Origin of the sequence: Methanobrevibacter sp. (assembly GCF_045644645.1) — an archaeon.
In the GTDB taxonomy this organism is placed as follows: Archaea; Methanobacteriota; Methanobacteria; order Methanobacteriales; family Methanobacteriaceae; genus Methanocatella.
Genome location: NZ_JAZRHE010000062.1, coordinates 1 through 18,457 on the forward strand (window position 1 = coordinate 1; position 18,457 = coordinate 18,457).

Annotated in this window: 20 protein-coding genes and 2 rRNA genes; 4 read left to right on the forward strand and 18 right to left on the reverse strand. The window is 35.0% G+C overall.

The window, feature by feature from the left end:
* The 4 genes from ACKI4K_RS03570 to cgi121 all read left to right on the forward strand — a co-directional run.
* Nucleotides 1–167 (forward strand): 23S ribosomal RNA (locus ACKI4K_RS03570); the annotation flags it as partial.
* Nucleotides 168–307: 140 nt separating this feature from the next.
* A 5S ribosomal RNA gene (gene rrf, locus ACKI4K_RS03575) occupies nt 308–425 on the forward strand.
* An 87-nt stretch (nt 426–512) separates the two neighbouring features.
* Nucleotides 513–1,982: a (R)-citramalate synthase gene (locus tag ACKI4K_RS03580; protein WP_407422361.1), complete on the forward strand. Its 1,470-nt coding sequence runs from the start codon at nt 513–515 to the stop codon at nt 1,980–1,982.
* A gap of 7 nt (nt 1,983–1,989) precedes the next feature.
* Nucleotides 1,990–2,481 (forward strand): KEOPS complex subunit Cgi121, encoded by a 492-nt coding sequence (gene cgi121, locus ACKI4K_RS03585; protein WP_407422363.1) that lies wholly within the window; start codon nt 1,990–1,992, stop codon nt 2,479–2,481.
* On the opposite strand, the gene ACKI4K_RS03590 is transcribed toward cgi121, so the two are convergent.
* The 18 genes from ACKI4K_RS03590 to ACKI4K_RS03675 form a co-directional block, all read right to left on the reverse strand.
* Nucleotides 2,459–3,418, reverse strand: a complete 960-nt coding sequence (locus ACKI4K_RS03590) for a DegT/DnrJ/EryC1/StrS family aminotransferase (protein WP_407422365.1) — start codon at nt 3,416–3,418, stop codon at nt 2,459–2,461. The genes cgi121 and ACKI4K_RS03590 overlap by 23 nt on opposite strands.
* Nucleotide 3,419: 1 nt before the next feature.
* Entirely contained in the window at nt 3,420–4,592 is a 1,173-nt protein-coding gene (locus ACKI4K_RS03595) for a hypothetical protein (protein ID WP_407422367.1), read from the reverse strand.
* Nucleotides 4,593–4,639: 47 nt separating this feature from the next.
* The gene (gene guaA / locus ACKI4K_RS03600) at nt 4,640–5,566 is read right to left on the reverse strand and encodes a glutamine-hydrolyzing GMP synthase (protein WP_407422369.1); all 927 of its coding nucleotides are present in this window, start codon (nt 5,564–5,566) and stop codon (nt 4,640–4,642) included.
* Between the two features lies 1 nt (nt 5,567).
* A complete protein-coding gene (locus ACKI4K_RS03605; RefSeq protein WP_406533021.1) occupies nt 5,568–5,822 on the reverse strand; it encodes a hypothetical protein in 255 nt (84 codons plus the stop codon).
* Complete coding sequence (locus tag ACKI4K_RS03610) at nt 5,815–6,387, reverse strand: GMP synthase subunit A (protein WP_407422371.1); 573 nt, start codon at nt 6,385–6,387, stop codon at nt 5,815–5,817. Before ACKI4K_RS03610 ends, ACKI4K_RS03605 begins: the two co-directional genes overlap by 8 nt.
* A gap of 265 nt (nt 6,388–6,652) precedes the next feature.
* Nucleotides 6,653–7,564 (reverse strand): thioredoxin-disulfide reductase, encoded by a 912-nt coding sequence (trxB, locus tag ACKI4K_RS03615; RefSeq protein ID WP_407422373.1) that lies wholly within the window; start codon nt 7,562–7,564, stop codon nt 6,653–6,655.
* A 63-nt stretch (nt 7,565–7,627) separates the two neighbouring features.
* Entirely contained in the window at nt 7,628–8,167 is a 540-nt protein-coding gene (locus ACKI4K_RS03620) for a glutathione peroxidase (protein WP_407422375.1), read from the reverse strand.
* An 80-nt stretch (nt 8,168–8,247) separates the two neighbouring features.
* The gene (locus ACKI4K_RS03625) at nt 8,248–8,700 is read right to left on the reverse strand and encodes a MarR family winged helix-turn-helix transcriptional regulator (protein WP_407422377.1); all 453 of its coding nucleotides are present in this window, start codon (nt 8,698–8,700) and stop codon (nt 8,248–8,250) included.
* A gap of 206 nt (nt 8,701–8,906) precedes the next feature.
* Nucleotides 8,907–9,323 carry a hypothetical protein gene (locus ACKI4K_RS03630; protein WP_407422379.1) on the reverse strand — a complete coding sequence of 139 codons (417 nt, stop codon included), beginning with the start codon at nt 9,321–9,323 and terminating at the stop codon, nt 8,907–8,909.
* A gap of 4 nt (nt 9,324–9,327) precedes the next feature.
* Nucleotides 9,328–9,717: a hypothetical protein gene (locus ACKI4K_RS03635; RefSeq protein WP_407422381.1), complete on the reverse strand. Its 390-nt coding sequence runs from the start codon at nt 9,715–9,717 to the stop codon at nt 9,328–9,330.
* Nucleotides 9,718–9,955: 238 nt separating this feature from the next.
* Nucleotides 9,956–11,821, reverse strand: a complete 1,866-nt coding sequence (gene gatE / locus ACKI4K_RS03640; protein ID WP_407422383.1) for a Glu-tRNA(Gln) amidotransferase subunit GatE — start codon at nt 11,819–11,821, stop codon at nt 9,956–9,958.
* 12 nt (nt 11,822–11,833) lie between these two features.
* The gene (gene gatD, locus ACKI4K_RS03645; protein ID WP_407422385.1) at nt 11,834–13,144 is read right to left on the reverse strand and encodes a Glu-tRNA(Gln) amidotransferase subunit GatD; all 1,311 of its coding nucleotides are present in this window, start codon (nt 13,142–13,144) and stop codon (nt 11,834–11,836) included.
* A gap of 9 nt (nt 13,145–13,153) precedes the next feature.
* Nucleotides 13,154–14,596, reverse strand: a complete 1,443-nt coding sequence (locus tag ACKI4K_RS03650) for a 2-oxoacid:acceptor oxidoreductase family protein (RefSeq protein WP_407422387.1) — start codon at nt 14,594–14,596, stop codon at nt 13,154–13,156.
* Between the two features lie 13 nt (nt 14,597–14,609).
* Nucleotides 14,610–15,725, reverse strand: coding sequence for a 3-methyl-2-oxobutanoate dehydrogenase subunit VorB (locus tag ACKI4K_RS03655; protein WP_407422389.1), 1,116 nt, complete (start codon nt 15,723–15,725; stop codon nt 14,610–14,612).
* Nucleotides 15,726–16,010 carry a 4Fe-4S dicluster domain-containing protein gene (locus ACKI4K_RS03660; protein ID WP_406532872.1) on the reverse strand — a complete coding sequence of 95 codons (285 nt, stop codon included), beginning with the start codon at nt 16,008–16,010 and terminating at the stop codon, nt 15,726–15,728. It lies immediately after the preceding gene.
* A gap of 12 nt (nt 16,011–16,022) precedes the next feature.
* On the reverse strand, nt 16,023–17,687 hold the full coding sequence (locus ACKI4K_RS03665; RefSeq protein ID WP_407422391.1) for an AMP-binding protein: 1,665 nt from the start codon (nt 17,685–17,687) through the stop codon (nt 16,023–16,025).
* 20 nt (nt 17,688–17,707) lie between these two features.
* A complete protein-coding gene (locus ACKI4K_RS03670) occupies nt 17,708–18,259 on the reverse strand; it encodes a helix-turn-helix domain-containing protein (protein WP_407422393.1) in 552 nt (183 codons plus the stop codon).
* The coding region (locus tag ACKI4K_RS03675) for a hypothetical protein (RefSeq protein ID WP_407422395.1) at nt 18,256–18,457 on the reverse strand (202 nt) is incomplete at its 5' end. The genes ACKI4K_RS03670 and ACKI4K_RS03675, both read right to left, overlap by 4 nt.

Below are 18,457 nucleotides of genomic sequence, written 5' to 3' on the forward strand. Positions count from 1 at the left end.
AGGTGATAAAGGCTGAAAGCATCTAAGCCTGAGGTATCCCCTGAAAATAGATTGCTTTTGAGGACGCGAGTAGAAGACTTGTTTGATGGGGTAGGGATGTAAGCTTCGAGGTTTTTTTTTCCGAGTTGTTCAGTCCGCTACTTCCAATTGTTCGCTTGCATTATTTTAAGTTATTAGATTTGTTAGTAGACTTGTGCTTTTCTTTTTTGGCATTGTGGTCTGGTAGCAATTTGGTTAGGTGTTAACAGTTCGGGTGAAAGTTGCACTGATAATTTTATCATTTTCTTATTGGTTTGTATATTTTAAGTATTGCGGTCATAGCATGGGGGTTATACCTGGTCTCGTTTCGATCCCAGTAGTGAAGTCCTTTTGTGTTTTGTTTGTGTACTATGGTTTTCTATGGGAATTTCATTTCGCTGCAAGCTTTCTCTATTACAATTATTTAATCTTTTTTTGTCTGTTTTTATATTATTTTACTTAATACCCGTATTGCATAATTTTAGGTGATTTTTTTGAATATAAAAGTATTGGACACTACTTTAAGGGATGGGGAACAAACTCCTGGAGTTTCATTGACCTCTAATGAAAAATTTAGAATTGCTAATAGGTTGGATGAAATAGGAATCGATTTTATAGAAGCAGGTTCTGCAATTACATCTAATGGAGAAAGGGAATCAATTAAAGAGATTACTAAACAGGGGTTTAATGCTCAAATTCTTAGCTTTTCAAGACCTTTAACAGTTGATATTGATTATTGTTTGGACTGTGATGTGGATGCTGTTAATTTGGTTGTTCCAACATCCGATTTACATATTCAAGACAAGTTAAAAACAACTCGTGATGAACTTTTGGAATTATCCAACAATGCCATTGATTACTGTAAGGATCATGGACTGATTGTAGAATTATCTGCAGAAGATGCGTCAAGAAGTGATGTTGATTTCTTAAAACTTGTTTATGCAGATGCCATTGACCACAATGTTGATAGAATCTGCGTGTGCGATACTGTAGGTATTTTAACTCCCGATAATTCTTATGAACTATTCGACAAATTGAAGGATTTGCCTGTCCCTATTGCTTGTCATTGTCATAATGATTTCGGATTGGCTGTTGCCAATACATTATCTGCTCTGAAAGGAGGAGCATCTGAAATCCACACAACAATCAATGGTATTGGTGAGAGAGCGGGAAATACTTCTTTTGAGGAATGTGTTGTCAGTATAGACAGACTTCTTCCTCAATTTGACACCAATATTAAAATTGATGAAATTTATGATATTTCTAAATTAGTTGCTAGGTTGACTGGTGTTTATATTCAACCGAACAAGGCAATTGTTGGCGAAAATGCATTTTCTCATGAATCCGGAATTCATTCAGATGGCATAATTAAAAATTCCGCCACTTATGAATCTATAACACCGGAACTTGTTGGAAGAAAACGTAAATTTGTCATCGGAAAACATATGGGTACTAACGGTTTAGACAATAGACTTAAAGAATTAGGATTGGATGTCGATAAAAATCAACTCCAGCAAATTTGTGATAATATTAAGGTTCTTGCCGATAAAGGCAAGACTGTTACCGATGTTGATTTGCAGGTAATTGCAGACAATGTTTTAGAAATTAACTATGAGGACAGGATAGGACTTGATGAGGTGACAATTGTATCAGGTAATAAGGTAATGCCTACCGCATCCGTTAAGATTACTATTGATGGGGAACAGATACTCAATGCCGGTGTAGGTTTAGGTCCTGTTGATGCTGCAATTAATGCAATTAAATCCTTAGATGTTTTTAAGGACATTGATCTTATTGAATATCACGTAGATGCAATTACCGGAGGTACTGACGCATTTATTGATGTGATTATCAAGCTTCAAAAAGGAGATAAGGTTGTTTCTGCCAGAGGTACAGAACCGGATATTATTAATGCAAGTGTTAAGGCATATATTGCAGGAGTTAACAGATTGTTAAGGGATTAGTGCTATCATGAATATGGATAATTTAAAAATATTAGGTTTTAAAGCAAGGATTGATTCAGTTAATGAAACTCTTGATTTAATTGATTCCATCAAAGAGGATGGCGAAATTATTCAACTTCTGAATGCGGATTCCATAGCCGGCGTCAATCATATTTCTCACGGTGTTAACCAGGCATTTTTGGCTTTCAGTCGTGGGGAAAATTTGGCCAAGGACATTAGTGTAGAAATTGTATTGAGATGTTCAGCTCAAAGGCAGATTTCTAAGGCTTTTAAGATTTTGGGTCTGAAAGAGGGTGAAATGAATTTATGCGCTATTTTAGTTAATGGTAATGATTATACTGATGAGCTGTCTTCAATTTTCACTTTAGACAATGATGTTCTGCTTGCCGATGAAGAAAAATTAATGGGAATTTATGGAATTGCAGATGAAGAGGCTAAAAATATTTCCGTTGAGGATTTGATAATCGATAGAATCACTAAGCTTGCAGTTGATTATTGACTTCTTCTATAATTCTGTTAAGATGATCTTTTTTCAGGCATTCATATGACAAGTTTTTTATTTCTATTGCAGTTGCTTTTTTCTTTACCCTATTGTAGTTTGGGCATGTTGTTATGAATCCGCTTTTGTCGATGGTCAATGACTTTTTCAAATTCCAGCTTATTTCTTTCGCATTATCGTGAGGTATAATAACATTAACTCCTCTTTTATCGTTATGTATTGTGCCAGGTATGTTGTTTTTTAAATGCTTTGTTGCATTTAATGTAAGTTCCAGATTTTTTTCAACTAAATCAAGTTCACTATCTATACCACTACATATAATCTCATTAGTTTTACTAAGTTTTTGTGGAAGTTTTGTTTTGTCAATGAATTCTTTATTGTTTGTTGTTATGAATCCTCCACTTCCGACATTAATCATTTTTGGGGAGCCAGTTGACGCAAGAATTATATCTGAAAAATTGCCGTTCCCTAACTTATGCAGGCTATCGCCAATTCCCGCTGATGCATCTTCAATTGTGGTAATGTTGTTGTCGCTGCAATATTTTGAGATGTTTTTGGTGTCCTGTTCTCCGCAATATCCCGCAAAACTGGTAAATATTAATGCCGAATTTTCTTTAATTTCCAAATCATCAATGTAATTCGGATTAATAATTCCCAAATCTGTTTTTAAGGTAATTACATTTTTATTCAGGAATTTTGCAATTTGCTTAAATCCATGCCATCCCCCTTGATCAGGAACAATAATGTCTCCATCAATTGCAGACAGCGCTATCAATATGCTGTTGTTTCCGCTTGAAGTCATTTCAACGAATTCATGGGAAGTCAGTCTTTTTATTTTTTCAATGCATTTGTTTTCAAAATTTTCACTTGTGTCTCCTTTTGCAACATCAGACATTATTTCAAGTGTTTTTTGTGAAGGTGTTTTAAATCTAAACATTTTATCCTCTTTTAAAATACATATCCAGTGTAGTTTGCTTTGTGTGAAGCATTTCATTAAGCAAGGTTCCCTCTTTTACAAATTCATTCACGGGGATTTGAAGTTTAGTACCTGCATGTTTCAGTGAATCTTCAAGGGTTTCAAATTCCAGATATGGTCTTGCCATAGCCTCCTTAATGTTTTCCCTTACATTAAAAACGCCCAGCGGAACATATTCATCATAGGCCTCTCTTAAAATTATTACCCCTGACTGTTTTTTAATTTTTGAAAGATAATCAAGAACTACCATTTTTGCGGTGTAGTAGCATCCTCCAACTCGGGAATATTCTTTTTTACCGCCATTGGTTTCATAATCGCAAAATATCAGTCTTTCATTTTTTATTAATTTGATGAATGCCTCATACCATTCGTATTGCCATTCGGTAGGTGTCAATATGATTACATAATATGTATTCAATGCTCCGAATTCAAATACTCTATAGGTATCAAGTATTTCATATTTTCTAACGTCCTTTAAAAACTCATCCGCTAATGTGGAATCGCATGCTGTAATTGACCATCGTGTCGGAACAAGTTTTCTCTTGTATTTTGTTCCAATGGCTCCAACTGAAAATGCTTTCTGCATTGCGCTAAACGGCACATCCTTATTGTGAAGGTTTACAACTGCATCCACGGCTTTCAAATCAGTATCATAAAATGTTTTTTCCAGTTGCCTGTCCCATCTGACGGCATCAATGTCAAACTTTTCTATGACTGCACTCGGCCCGTGGGGTGTGCTGTCTTCTGTAAGCATTGATCCTGTCGGTCTTCTGCCGAAGGTGGCTTCGCTGTCAATTGATTTGGATGCAAGTGAAATATCCTGAAGTTTTTCAACAAAGGGATTTTCCAAATCATCGATTTTAATCAGTTGCTTTCCCCTTACAAGATTCATCCTGTAATTTATAATTTCGTCCTGAGTTTTATTCTGCCCAATCCAGTCTTCCGGAGAGTCCATAATATGTGTATCTCCCATCTGGGAACTCATCATCGGTCCGGCATAAACTTTGGGATATGACCATCTTCCAATAAAAACAGAAGGGGGTGTTGTTCCCTCTAAGTTTTTTCCAACTTTAACAGACTTCATTTGAAGCTGTTCTGTTAATTTGGCAAGATAAGCATTTTTAGTTGTTTTCATAATTTTCTAAAAAAAAGTAAAAGATTAAAATACTAAATGATAGTATTTTAACAGAATTCGATGGTTGCAGGTGGTTTATCACTAATGGATAAGGCTACATGTGTAACTTCAGAAACTTCTGAGGTAATTCTTTTTGAAATTGTCTGAATAAGATCCCATGGAAGTTCTGCTACAGATGCAGTCATGGCATCGATTGAGTTTACAATTCTAACCACTACAAGGTATCCGAAGTCTCTTTGGTCTCCTTTAACACCGGTAACTTTAGTGTCGGTTAAAACTGCAAAATACTGCCATACCTCTTTGTCAAGACCTGCCGCTTCAACTTCATCGCAAACAATTTTATTTGCTTTTCTGCAGATTTCAACATTTTCTCTTGTAAGTGCACCGACAACACGCACACCAAGACCAGGTCCTGGGAAAGGCTGTCTGTAAACTGTGGTGTCAGGTAAACCTAATTCCACACCAATTTCCCTTACTTCGTCTTTGTATAAGTCACGGACAGGTTCACATAATTCTAAAACCATTCCATTAGGAAGAGCTAAGTTGTGGTGGGATTTAATTTCACCTTTAGTTTCAATCCAGTCAGGTGCAATTGTTCCTTGAACCAGGTATTTTGCATCAACTTTTTCAGCTTCTCTTTCAAATACGTCGATAAATACTTTTCCAATGATTTTCCTTTTGTCTTCAGGGTCATCATAACCTGCAAGAGCATCCATAAACTCATCAGAAGCGTCAACAAATTTGAAATTTAATCTGTCTTTAAAAGTATTGGTTACCTGTTCAACTTCACCTTCTCTTAAAAGACCGTGATCTACAAATATTGCAGTTAAATTATCACCGATAGCTTCCTGAACAAGAACAGAACATACTGAACTGTCTACTCCACCGGATAAAGCGATTATTGCTTTTTCATCACCAATTTGGTCTTTGATTTTTTTAATTGCATCTTCAATAAATTCTTTAGGACTTAACATTTTATTCCTCATCTTCTTCGTAATCTTCAATAATTTGTTTTATCATAGCTTCTAGTCCATTGTCATTACCGGATTCAATGGCTTCAAAGATATCATCGTATTTAATGAATTTTTCAATTTTTACAGATTTTTCTCCGATTCCGGAAATTCTAAATCCGTATTCTTCATCACCAATTGGGATGTTAACAAATTCTCTTTTTAAACCGGCCTTATTTTCAACAGCTTTATTTTTTAAATCTTCAGCATTATCAATCATTATTACACCTTTCTTGACAGATTTTGTAGAAATTTTTAAATATGATTTCACCTTTTGGGGTGTGATGTACTTCGGGATGGAACTGAATTCCATATACATCCCTATCTGCATGTTTAAATGATTCAACATCACATAAATTTGAACTGGCCAATATTTCAAAACCTTCAGGGATTGTTTTCACTTCATCTTTATGTGAAGACCAAACGTCCATTTCAGGTGCCAGTCCTTCAAATAAGTTTTCATCATTATTAATATTGATTTTAACTTGAGCATAACTTTCCGTATCTGAAGTTGTAACTTCTCCACCGTATGCTTTAGCAATTAATTGATGGCCAAGACAAATTCCTAAAATCGGAATGTCAAAGTGTTTAATATATTCCTCACTATTGCCGGAACCTTCCAAGGAAGGTCCTCCACCCAATATTAATCCAATAGGATTTTTCGCTTCAATCTCTTCTATTGATAACTCGTTTGAAACAATTTCAGAGGGTATGTTGAGGTACTGTAAACTTCTTCCGATTCTGTGGTTGTATTGTCCTTTATTATTAATTACTAAAATTGTCATTTTATACTCCATTAAAATATAATGATATTATTTTTGCATTTTTTATTTATTATAGTTTATTAATTTTAAAAAAAAGTAGAAGGTTTATATATTACTTGAAATAAATTTGAATTATATGGAGATTCAAGATTTAATATTCATTATAATTGCTATATTTATAGCAGTATTGCTGTTAAAAGTGTTCATGTGGTTACTGCCGGTATTTGTAGTGTTATTGATAGCATTTTTCATTTACATTTACTTAAAAGAGCATTATGATTATTAATTACTGGATATCTGTGAACGCAGAAGTTGCAGCCACTGCACCTTCTCCGCAGGCTACCACCCACTGTTTCAGTCCAACACACACATCACCAATTGCATATACATATTCAACATTTGTTTTTTGATCCTTATCCGTGATTATATGTCCGGATTCATCTAAATTAACGCCTAATTGGGTTGCAAGTTCTGTGTGAGGAATATAACCTACGCTTATAAATACGCCATTGGTTGGGACTTCTTTTAATTCATTGGTAACTGTATCTTTCAGGATTACGGATTCAACTAACATTTCACCTTTTATTTCTTCTACGGTTGCATTTAATATTGTGTTGATTCCCTCTTTTTTAATCATGTCCTGTAAGTGTTTTTGAGCTCTGAATTCATCCCTTCTGTGAACGAGGGTTACATTTGCTCCAAGGTTATTGAGGTAGATTGCTTCCTGAAGGGCACTGTTTCCTCCACCTACCATTATAATGTCTCTTCCTGCAAAGAAAAAGCCATCACAGGTTGCACAGTAGCTCACTCCTTTTCCTTTAAATTCTTCTTCACCTTTAGCATTCAGGTGTCTATGTGAACTTCCTGTTGCCAGGATGACAGTTTTGGACTGGTAATTGTCTTTGGTTGTTTTAACGGTAAATCTGTATTCGTCATCGGTTTTGGTGATTTCCAACACGTCTTCCATTTCGTGGAGATCGCAATTTTTAATAGCCTGTGCTTTCATTTTTTCAATTAGTTCAAGACCGGATATGCTTTCAAATCCAGGATAGTTTTCCATTTCAGGAACTTCCCGACCAATTCCGCCGGCCAAGTCTCTGTCAATAATTAAGTTTTTTGTTCCTTGTCTTCCTGCATAGATTCCGGCAGTCAAGCCTCCAGGTCCAGCACCTATAATGATAATGTCATATTGTTCCATAGTAATTACCTCTAATTAGTATTTGGTAATTATAATTATAAAAAAAGATAGGATTTAATGAATTTAAATTAAATCCTTGATTGCCTGTTTGACATCGCCCAAATCTTCAGTTGGTTCGAATCTTCTAACAACGTTGCCTTCACGGTCAACTAAAAATTTAGTGAAATTCCATTTGATGTCATTGTTGTCCTTATAATGTCTGTTTGTTGCTTTTAAGACTAATTTTAATTTTGTTGCACCTTTTCCGGTAATATCTTTAAATGGTTGTTCATTTTTAAGGTATTCGAATAATGGGGAGGCGTTTTCGCCGTTTACATCAATCTTGTCAAATATCTGATATGGCACTAACCATTTGCTGCGGCACACTTCTGTAATCTCTTCTGTGCTTCCAGGTGCTTGTCCTCCAAACTGGTTGCAAGGGAAATCTAAAATTTCAAATCCTTCATCCTTGAATTCAGCATAGATTTCGTTTAATTCAGTATATTGTGGTGTAAAACCACATTTTGTAGCAGAATTTACGATTAAAAGTACTTTATCTTTGTATTGGGATAATGAAACAGTGTTTCCATCCCCGTCTTTTACTTCAAAATCATATATTGTCATTTTTTACACCTCTATGTAAAAGACTTAACTATGTTAAGACTTGTTATATTATTATGATTAGGGGTATATAAATATTTTCATTATAAGTCTACTGATTCTTTAGTCAATTCGTATAAAATTTCTTTAAATTCAAAATATTTTTCATTGGATAATTTTTTTGTTATTTTTCTCTCCCAACCGCAAGTCAAAACGTTGATTTTAACAAAAACTTCCTCGCCTTTATCAGTTAAAAAGAGAATATTTCTGCTTTTATTATTTTCATCTTTTCTCTTTTCAACCAATCCCTTATTGACTAACTTTTTGACCATCTTGGCAATATTGGCTTCTGAGACGAATAATGTTTCTGCCAGCTCCCTTTGAGAAATTCCGGGATAATATTTGATGTTATAAATGTATGTCAATTCCCCGTAGGTTATCTGAACATCATCCAAGTTGTCCTTTAAAAAATTGTTATAGCTTAATAGGATATACTCCATATATAGATTTGTGGGAGTAAAAACGATCCTATCATTTTCCCAATCAATATTAACCATAATCATGCCTCAAAACATTAAATTTTCTTTTTGATTCAATGAATCTAATGATTACTAATATGTTGTTTTTAGTTAAAAAATTGAATGTTAAAGGAAATTAATTGTAGGTTACATTTTTTTTGAATATCCAATAGTGAACTTCAAAAATTAATAGGGGATGGTTATTTAATCATTAATTTTTTTAATTTATATCATATGGTATTAAACTAGTTTATTTTGTCAAGCAGTCCTAAAATTCTCTCAGATCTAATTTTAGATTTTAACATCATTTTGTCTAAGGAATCTGAAGTAATTTTATCGTAATCGGCTTCATTTCTCATTTTCCTTAATTTGTCTAATTCTTTAGAGATGGTTTTTCCAACATTATTTTTTTTGAATTTTTCATGCTTTCGAAAAATTTTTGAGGTTTCTCCATGCACATCTGATTTTTTAGAATGCATAGTTTCCTTAGATTTTTGATTCAGGTAAATATCGTTTTCATTTAAAAAATCTCTTGTAGTGCAAAAAGTACCATAATAATATCTGCTAACTCCCGTTCTTTGTTTTGCTTCATTAGTTTGTTTAATATATGAATCAGCGAGACTGTTAAATTCATTCCAATCAAATTCCTCAGATTGTTTCATGATGTTACTCCATAATCAATAATAATTTGTCTGCGGAATTACTGCCATATAATTCATATAATTTTTTTTCTAATTTTTCTTCAGCTTTTAATGAAGTTATAATATCTATGGGAGTGAAAATGCCAATTTCTAATTGGAGATAATCTTCTTGAAATTCATCATAGAATTTGATTTGTAATTTATCGTATGTGATTTCGCTTAGAATTAAATTAGGCAATTCAAAAATAATTTTCTCTAGTTCACAATCTCCACTTATGAATTCACATATTTTTTTTAAATCATCATCAGGGATTTGAAAGTTTTTTATTATGAATTTTTCTAAAGTAATGGTGCCGGTTTTTTCTTTATAGGATGGGGCAAATATTCGTTCTGTTTCTTGAAACTTTTGAATCATTAAATTGACCTCCTAAAGGCATTAAATTATAGAATATGTTATATTTTACATGTTATATAAATATTTGGTATTATTTGAGGTCAATTTTTACTAATTGGGACAATATTGGAGTAAATTTATAAAATTCATTGAATTATAATTTAATCTGGGATAAATGGTGAATTGAATATAGTTATTTTTTCAAATTAAATTTAATTTAATATAAAAAAAGAGTTTTTTGGAAACTCTTGCGAGTTTCCTAAATTAATTTTTGAATCTCTTCACGAACGATCTTGTTAACCATACCGCCGTCGGCTTTTCCTTTAAGTTGTTTCATACACATTCCCATTAAAGGACCCATGGCTCCCATTTGACGTTCTTTAACCATTCCTTCATTGTTTGCAACAATTTCAGCAATGATTTTGGCAACATCATCTTCACTAAGCATGGTTAGGTTGTTTTTCTCAGCAATTTCAGCAATTTCAACATCAGGTGTTTTAATTGTTTCAACTGCCAGTTTACGAACGCTGTCTTTTGCAATTTTGCCGTCAGCCAAAAGTGTAAAGATTCCTTTGAAGTGGTCGAGAGTTAACATGTCAGTAGCATGACCTTCCCTTTTGATTTCCCTAAGGTCATATGCAAGAAGTGATGCTACAGGTGTTGCATCAACATCAACATTAGCTAAAATGTCTTCAAACATGTCCGCTTCTTGTCTTTTGACCAGCTGTGTTGCTAAATCTTCACTTAATTTGTACTCTTCAATAATTCTGGCCTGTTTCACGTCAGGTAATTCCGGCAGGTTATTTGCGATAGGTTCAACTCTGTCTGATGTAATTTTAAATAATGGAATGTCGGTTTCAAGATACATCCTGTTTGCAGTTGGAAGTGGCCTCATATATTCGGTGTTTCCATCATCCAAAGCTTTCCTAGTTTCTTCTACAACACCTTCAAGACCAAGCTCAGCCCTTCTTTTAACTTCTTCTAAAGCTGAAATGGCTATGTCTTCATCGTGAGCCACAATAATGAATGCATCATCTTCGCCAATGTTTAGGAATTCATTGACTTTGTCGACTTCTTCCTGAGTTATTCCGTAAGCAGGCAATTCATCAGAGTGGAAAATTCCAGAAACTCCACGTTTTTTGGCATAACTTGCAATTTCAGTACCGAATCTTCTGCCAGGCTGTACTTCACGACCAATTAATCCATCAAAACCTTTTAAAACCACTGCTTTAATTGTTTCGGCTGATTTTAAAATTTTTGATTCTGTATCTTCAAACAGTTCATCCAAATCGTGAATCTCTTCTAAAACTTCGGCATTTCTCTTTTGGAGTTCTTCTTTAATCTCAATCAAAACAAGTTGTCTTTGAACTTCCCTTTCCACTATTTCACTCATCAGGTCCAAATCCTGAACACCTTTAATTTCTACACGTGCGCCTTTTGCAATGGAAATGTTCAAATCTTGTCTGATTGTACCGAGACCTCTTTTGACATTGGTACTTCTTAAAATCTGACCGAGCATGTATGCAACTTCACGGACCTGCTTTGGATCATGCATTGACGGGTCTGTTGTAATTTCTGCAAGTGGAATACCTAATCTGTCTAATCTAAACTCTGTGAATCCGTCCTTGGTTTCGATTCTTCTTGCAGCATCCTCTTCAAGACCTAAGCTTTCAATTACAACCCTTCCGTATGGAGTGTCCAGGTATCCGTCGGTGGCAACCATACCGGTTCTTTGAAATCCTCCGGTGTTACTTCCGTCAATAACCTGTTTTCTCATTGTATGAAATTCATCCACAATATGCATATTCATTAAACAGGCAATTGTAATACAGATATCTAATGCCTCTTCATTTAAACTGTGAGGAGGTTCATCATCGTTTTCAACAAGACATGTGTGTTTTTCAAAGTTTTCATATTTGAAATTCAAGCCCCTTAAGGATTCTTGAAGAGCGGCCCTGTCGATTTCCCCGAGCTCTGATTGTGTTGGTCTTAATTTCCTTTGAATGAGTTCTGTGTAATCATCATCAACAAGTTCAGTTTTACATGGACAGAATAATTTATGCTCACTGTTTAATTGTTGGTGAATTTCAAGTCCCATTTTTAATCCTAATTCATTGTAATCCATATTAGCACTCCCCTAGTTTAAAAAATCCTTTATTGATGATTTCTCTGAAAATTCACCGGCAATATTCTTATGCATGATTTCTTTCACTTCATTATATTCATCGCTCTGACCTAATGCCCAGCACAACTTGACATAAGCAGTTTCCGGAGTCATGTCAATTCCTGAAATCACTCCAGCATCAATAATGTTACGTCCTGTAGAGTAAACATTCATATTCACCCTTCCGTAAAGGCATTGTGATGTCATAACTATTGGAATGTTTTCATCCCTTGCCCTTTTAAATGAGTCAATTAAACTATTCGGAACATGTCCGAGACCGGTTCCTTCAATAACAAGACCTTTATAACCTTTATCAATGTGGTATTCGATGTAGTCAGCAGAGATTCCCGGAAAACTTTTTATTAATCCGACTTTTTCTTCAATGGAAGTATTTAATTCAAGTTCATTTACTCCTCTTTTAGTGTAGCTGTAGTCAGGATTAATTTTGACTTTTTTGTTTTGGATTTTGGCTATTGGCTGAGCGTTTATGCTTCTGAAAGTATCTCTTCTTGAGGTGTGCATCTTTCTGACTTTAGTTCCTTTGTGCAGGTAAGTGTATTCATCATTCAAACTTCCATGCATACAGACACAGACTTCGGCAATGTCTGATTTTGCTGCAACCACTGAATCGATTAAATTGATGTTGGCATCACTGGAAGGCCTGTCTGAACTTCTTTGAGCTCCTGTTATGATAATCGGTACAGGTGTTTTTAACATGAAACTCAATGCGGCTGATGTATAGTGCATGGTATCTGTACCGTGAGCTATTACAACACCATCAGCGCCGTCGCTAATGTCTGAAGCTATTTCCTCTGCAGCCTTTACCCAGTATTCCGGTTTCATATCTTCACTTAAAATGTTATATAATGCTTTAACATTGTAGTTGGCATAATCCAACAATTCAGGATTTGCTTTTACAAGGTCTGATGCTGTAAAAGCAGGGTGAACTGCACCGGTCCTGTAATCAATGACTGATGATACTGTACCTCCGGTGGATACGATTGAAATGTCCTGTTTGGATGGGTCATGTGGGATTTCACTTTCTCCAAATCCAATTTTTGGCTTTTCCCCTTTTTCAAGAAGTTCTGCAGTTGTATCTTCAATAGCCACTCCTATATTATAACCGCTTGATAACTTTAAAACCAGATATCCGTCATCAGCATCTTCCGGCCTGTCAAGTAGAATACCAGTATAGGAAATGTCTTCTTTATTTACTTTAATGGTGTCTCCTATACCTAAATTGTAATTTTCTATATATTTTTTAGCATTTTCTTTATATGTCATTAAATCACACTATGAATTGTTTTTTAACCATTCCGCTCCAGCTTTTAAAACTTCGATGTTGACATCAATAACTTTTGGTTTGGATGCAAACATTTCACGAATAGCATTTTCATAAGATTCACGTTTTAAAACATTGCCCAATTCTGTTAAAGCACCTAAAAGTGCAGTGTTTGCAGTTCTTGCATTTCCATGTTCCTCTGCAATATCCACACAAGGCATTGCAATAACTTTAACATCCCTGTCAGTTTCAAATTCACCAATTTTTGAATCGTATAGAATTACTCCACCTTCTTTCACATCTGTGGAGAATTGCTCTAGGGAAGGTTTATTTAATGCGATGAGAATGTCAATATCATCAACAACAGGTGTTCCAATTGTTTCGTTGGATATTACAATAGAACAGTTGGATTTTCCACCTCTTTGCTCAGGTCCGTAACTTGGGTACCATGAAACATGTTTTCCTTCAGCACAGGCGGCCTGAGCTATTGTAAGGCCGGCACTTAAAACTCCCTGACCTCCGAAACCTGAAACCTTGATGCTTACAGGTTTAATATCCTCATCGATGTAGCCTGAATCATCATCCCTATTAACATTAAATATTTTATCCAATGCTTCTGTTGAAAAATCACTGGCAGGCCTTTCAACAGGTTGTTTTGTGTATAGGTTATTTCTGAAGTTTTTAACTGGGAATTCTTTTTCCATCTGTTCTTCAATGAATTTTTGAGCACTTACAACATCCTGTTTTAAGTTGGTAGGACAAGGGGATAAAACTTCAATAAATGAGTATCCTTTTCCTTCTTTTTGAACTGTTAAAGCCTGTTTGATTGCGTATTTTGCAAGCCTGATTTTTAAAGGATTTGCAAGGGATACCCTTTCAATATATACCGGTGCTTTTAAAGTATTGATTAACTCACACATGTGTGTAGGGTGTCCGGTGAAGTTAGGATCTCTTCCGGTTTGACAGGTAACTGTTTTTTCTCCAATTAAAGTTGTCGGAGCCATTTGCCCACCGGTCATTCCGTATACAGTATTGTTCACGAAAAATACGGCTATTTTTTCTCCACGATTTGCCGCCTGCAGGGTTTCATTCAAACCGATTGAAGCCAGGTCTCCATCTCCCTGATAACTCATAACAATCGCATTGTCTTCAGCTCTTGAAATACCTGTAGCTACTGCAGGTGCCCTTCCGTGAGCAGTCTGGAAGTTTCCACAGTTAAAGTAGAAATATGCGTATACTGAACATCCCACGGGTGAAATCATGACGCATCTTTCTTGGATTCCAAGCTCATCCATACATTCAGCAATTAATTTATGTAAAATTCCATGTCCACAACCTGCACAGTAGTGAGTTGACTGGATATTAGTTCCTTTTCTAGGATACTCTTCTAAAAGGGATTGTGGATTTCTACGTATCTGTAATTCATAATCTTTATTATTTTCAAGTTCACTCATTTTTCCACATCCTTTAATCAATAATATTTGGGCTTGCCTTTTCTTCACTTCTTTTGGATAAGTCTATGTCTTCATCTTCATATCCTGCAATTTCATAGATTTTGGCAAGTATCTGTTTTAATTCAATTAAATTTCCACCCATTCTGTTAACAAGATGGGTATCTTCTTTTCTCAATGCTGCAAATTGCACATCAGCTAATAGTTGACCGTTACTCATCTCAACAGAAATAAAACTAACTCCCTTGTCGGATAATTCTTTAATTCTATCAGCTGGGAAAGGTGACAAAGTAATTGGCCTTAAGAGTCCCACTTTTATGCCTTTTTCACGGCTTTTATCAACGGCAGATCTTGCAATTCTGCTGCTGATACCAAAGGATACAAGAACGATGTCTGCATCTTCAACTTTGTATTCTTCAAAGATAACTTCCTCAGCTTCCATTTTAGCATATTTTTCCTGGAGTTTGAAGTTGAAATCTTCCAGTTCATTGAAATCATTAAAAATGGAAGTGATGAGATTGTCCATAGTTTCTTTATTTCCTTTAACTGCCCAAGGCTTATCATTTTTTGGCTCAATTGCCTTTTCGGGGAACACTAATGGTTCAGCCATTTGGCCTAAAGTACCGTCAGCTAAAACAACAACAGGGTTTCTCCATTTATCTGCAAGTTCAAAGGCTTTCATGGTCAAATCACACATTTCCTGAACGCTGTTTGGAGCTAAAACTATGTTTTTGTAGTTTCCGTGCCCTCCGCCTTTAACAATCTGATTATAATCTCCCTGTTCAGGTCCGATATTTCCAAGTCCAGGTCCCGCTCTCATGATATCCACGATAACTGCAGGCAATTCCGCACCTGCAAGAAATGTAAATCCTTCCTGCATTAAACTGATACCTGGGCCTGATGAGGAAGTCATAACTCTATGACCAGTTCCTGATGCACCATAAACCATATTAATTGATGCTTCTTCACTTTCAGCTTGAACAAAGTTTCTTCCAACCATTGGGAAGTATTTTGATGCTTCATGTAAAATTTCACTTGCCGGTGTAATCGGATATCCGAAGAAGCAATCACAGCCGGCATACATTGCACCAATGACAACTGCGGTATTTCCTTTTACCATTTGATTTGCCATTTAATTTCCCCCTTTATTTGCTGCTTTAGATTTAATCATTTTCGCAACTGTGTCGTTTACAATTTTTTTATATTGATGTACTTCGAGTGCTAATGGCTCAGGACAGGTAAAGTAACAATCTTTACATCCTGTACATCCATTCCCACTATAATAAGCAAATTGATATCCTGCGTTATTCATGTCATCTGAAAGTAATATTGCGTTTTGAGGACATCCAGTAATACATCTCATACATCCTTTACAAATTTCTTTATTTATAACTGGAAAAGATATCTCATCTGTCATTATATCATCTATTTAATTTTCATTGTCTTTTTCTCTGATTTCAACTCTTCTTATTTTACCGCTTATGGTTTCTGGAAGTTCATCTGCGTATTCAACCATTCTTGGGTATTTATAAGGAGCTGTAACTCTTTTAACATGATTTTGAATGTCTTTTGTAAGTTCATCTGATGGTTCAAAGTCAGGCTGCAAGACAATACTTGCTTTTACAATCTGGCCTCTTACTTCATCAGGAAAAGCGGTAATTGCGCAGTGCGCCACTGCTTCGTGTGATAAAACTGCGCTTTCTACTTCATAAGGTCCAATACGATAACCTGAGGATTTGATGATGTCATCATTTCTTCCAACAAAGTGCACATATCCGTCTTCGTCCACCCATGCGGTGTCTCCGCAATGATAATATCCGTCGTGGATTTGTTGTTTGTATTTTACTTCATCGTTGACGTAATCTTTAAATAAACCTGGATTTGGCCCATCATTCATTTTAAAACAAAGTTCCCCTTCATCCCCGATTTCAACAGGTTCATCATTTTCATCGAGTAAATGCAAATTAAATAAAGGGGAAGGTTTTCCGATTGAACCTACTTTGGCATCTAGCCAGATGAATGTTCCAATAGATAATGTGGTTTCTGTCTGACCGAATCCTTCTTTAATTCTTAAACCGGAAATGTCGTAGAATCTTTCTGATACTTCCGGAGGAAGTGGCTCTCCAGCTGTAGTGACATATTTTAAATTGGAAAGGTCATATCCTTCAATGTTTTCTTTAATCAGGAATCTGTAGATTGTAGGTGGTGCACAGAAAGTATCAACATTATTTTCTATAATTTTTTCAAGCAATTTAAGGCCATTGAATCTATCGTAATCATAAATAAAAATTGAAGTACCGGAAATCCATTGTCCATAAAGATTTCCCCATACGGCTTTTCCCCATCCAGTATCTGCAGCAGTATGGTGAATTCCATCATCTATAACATTATGCCAGTATTTAGCAGTTGGAATATGGCCTAATGCGTAGGTATGTTTATGGGAAACCATTTTTGGAAGGCCGCTGGTTCCTGATGTGAAATAAATTAGGAATATCTCTTCCGCATAGGTTTTGTCTTCACCGGTTGGCCTTTCAAATGCATCGCTTTCATTTTCAATAGCTTCGTTAAAGTTAACCCAACCGTCTCTATCAGTCTCGATTACAAATTTTTTCAAATCTATACCCAGTTCTCTTTCGGTTTCTTCATAATCAGGAAGTAATGTATCTTCTTCAACAGAAACAACTGCTTTCACATCAGCTTCTTTTATTCTGAAATCTATGTCATGGAGTTTCAACATGTGTGTTCCGGGAATGGCGATTGCTCCGATTTTATGTAATGCCACCATACAGAACCAGAATTCATATCTGTTTTTCAGGGTCAGCATTACCTTATCGCCTTTTTTAATGCCGTAACGTTTAAATAAATTGGCTGTTCTGTTGGAATATTCCTTCATTTCTTTAAATGTGAATGTATGTTTTTCAGTATCATTGGTCCAAATTAAAGCGATCTTATCGGGGTCTATTTCCGCATATTTGTCAACCACGTCAAATCCAAAGTTAAAATCTTCATTGTATTTTAATTTAAAATTTTTATAAAAATCTTCATATGATTTAAAATCAACTCTTTCAACAAAATCTCCTATTACTGCTGTCATTTAAATAACTCCCTTAAATATTATATGATTACTGCTAAAAATTTAGCGGGTTTATCGTTAAGCGCTATCATTGCGTGTCTATGTGTTGAATCGAAAAATATTGAATCTCCTTCGTTTAACACGATTTCGTTATTGTGTATATATATTTTTAAGGATCCTTCAAGAACATAATTAAATTCTTGGCCTGGGTGTGAATTTAGTGAAGGTATGGAATTTTTTTCAGGGTCCACAACAACTAAAAATGTTTCAGCCTTTTTGTGTATGAAATTGGAACATAAATTCTGGTGTGTATATTCTTTTCTTCTGTCAACTGTAACTCCCTTTTCTGCACGGGTAACGTCAAAGATACTCATCCTGCTTTCTTCACCGGTTAATAATAATCCTAAATCAACTTTAAAAATATGTGCAAGTTCGTATAAAAAACTTGCAGGGATGTCTACTTCTGCATTTTCATATTGGATGTAGGTTTCTTCTTTAATGTTTAATTCTTCTGCGATTTCTTTGCTTGTAATGTCTGATAGTTCTCTTAGCTCTTTAATTCTATTTCCAATATCTTTATTGTATTCATTCATAAATAAACACCTTTTTTTCTAAATTGATTAAATAATATAATAAGTATTATTCCATCTACTCTACTTAAACTATTAAGTGTATTTTTGTAAAATGAATCATTTATTAAAAAGAAGAACGCTGTAGTTATTAAAAGTAATAAAGGTAATTCTCTTCTTACCGTCCTACCTTTTAACTTTATTGGCTTTACTATAGCAGCT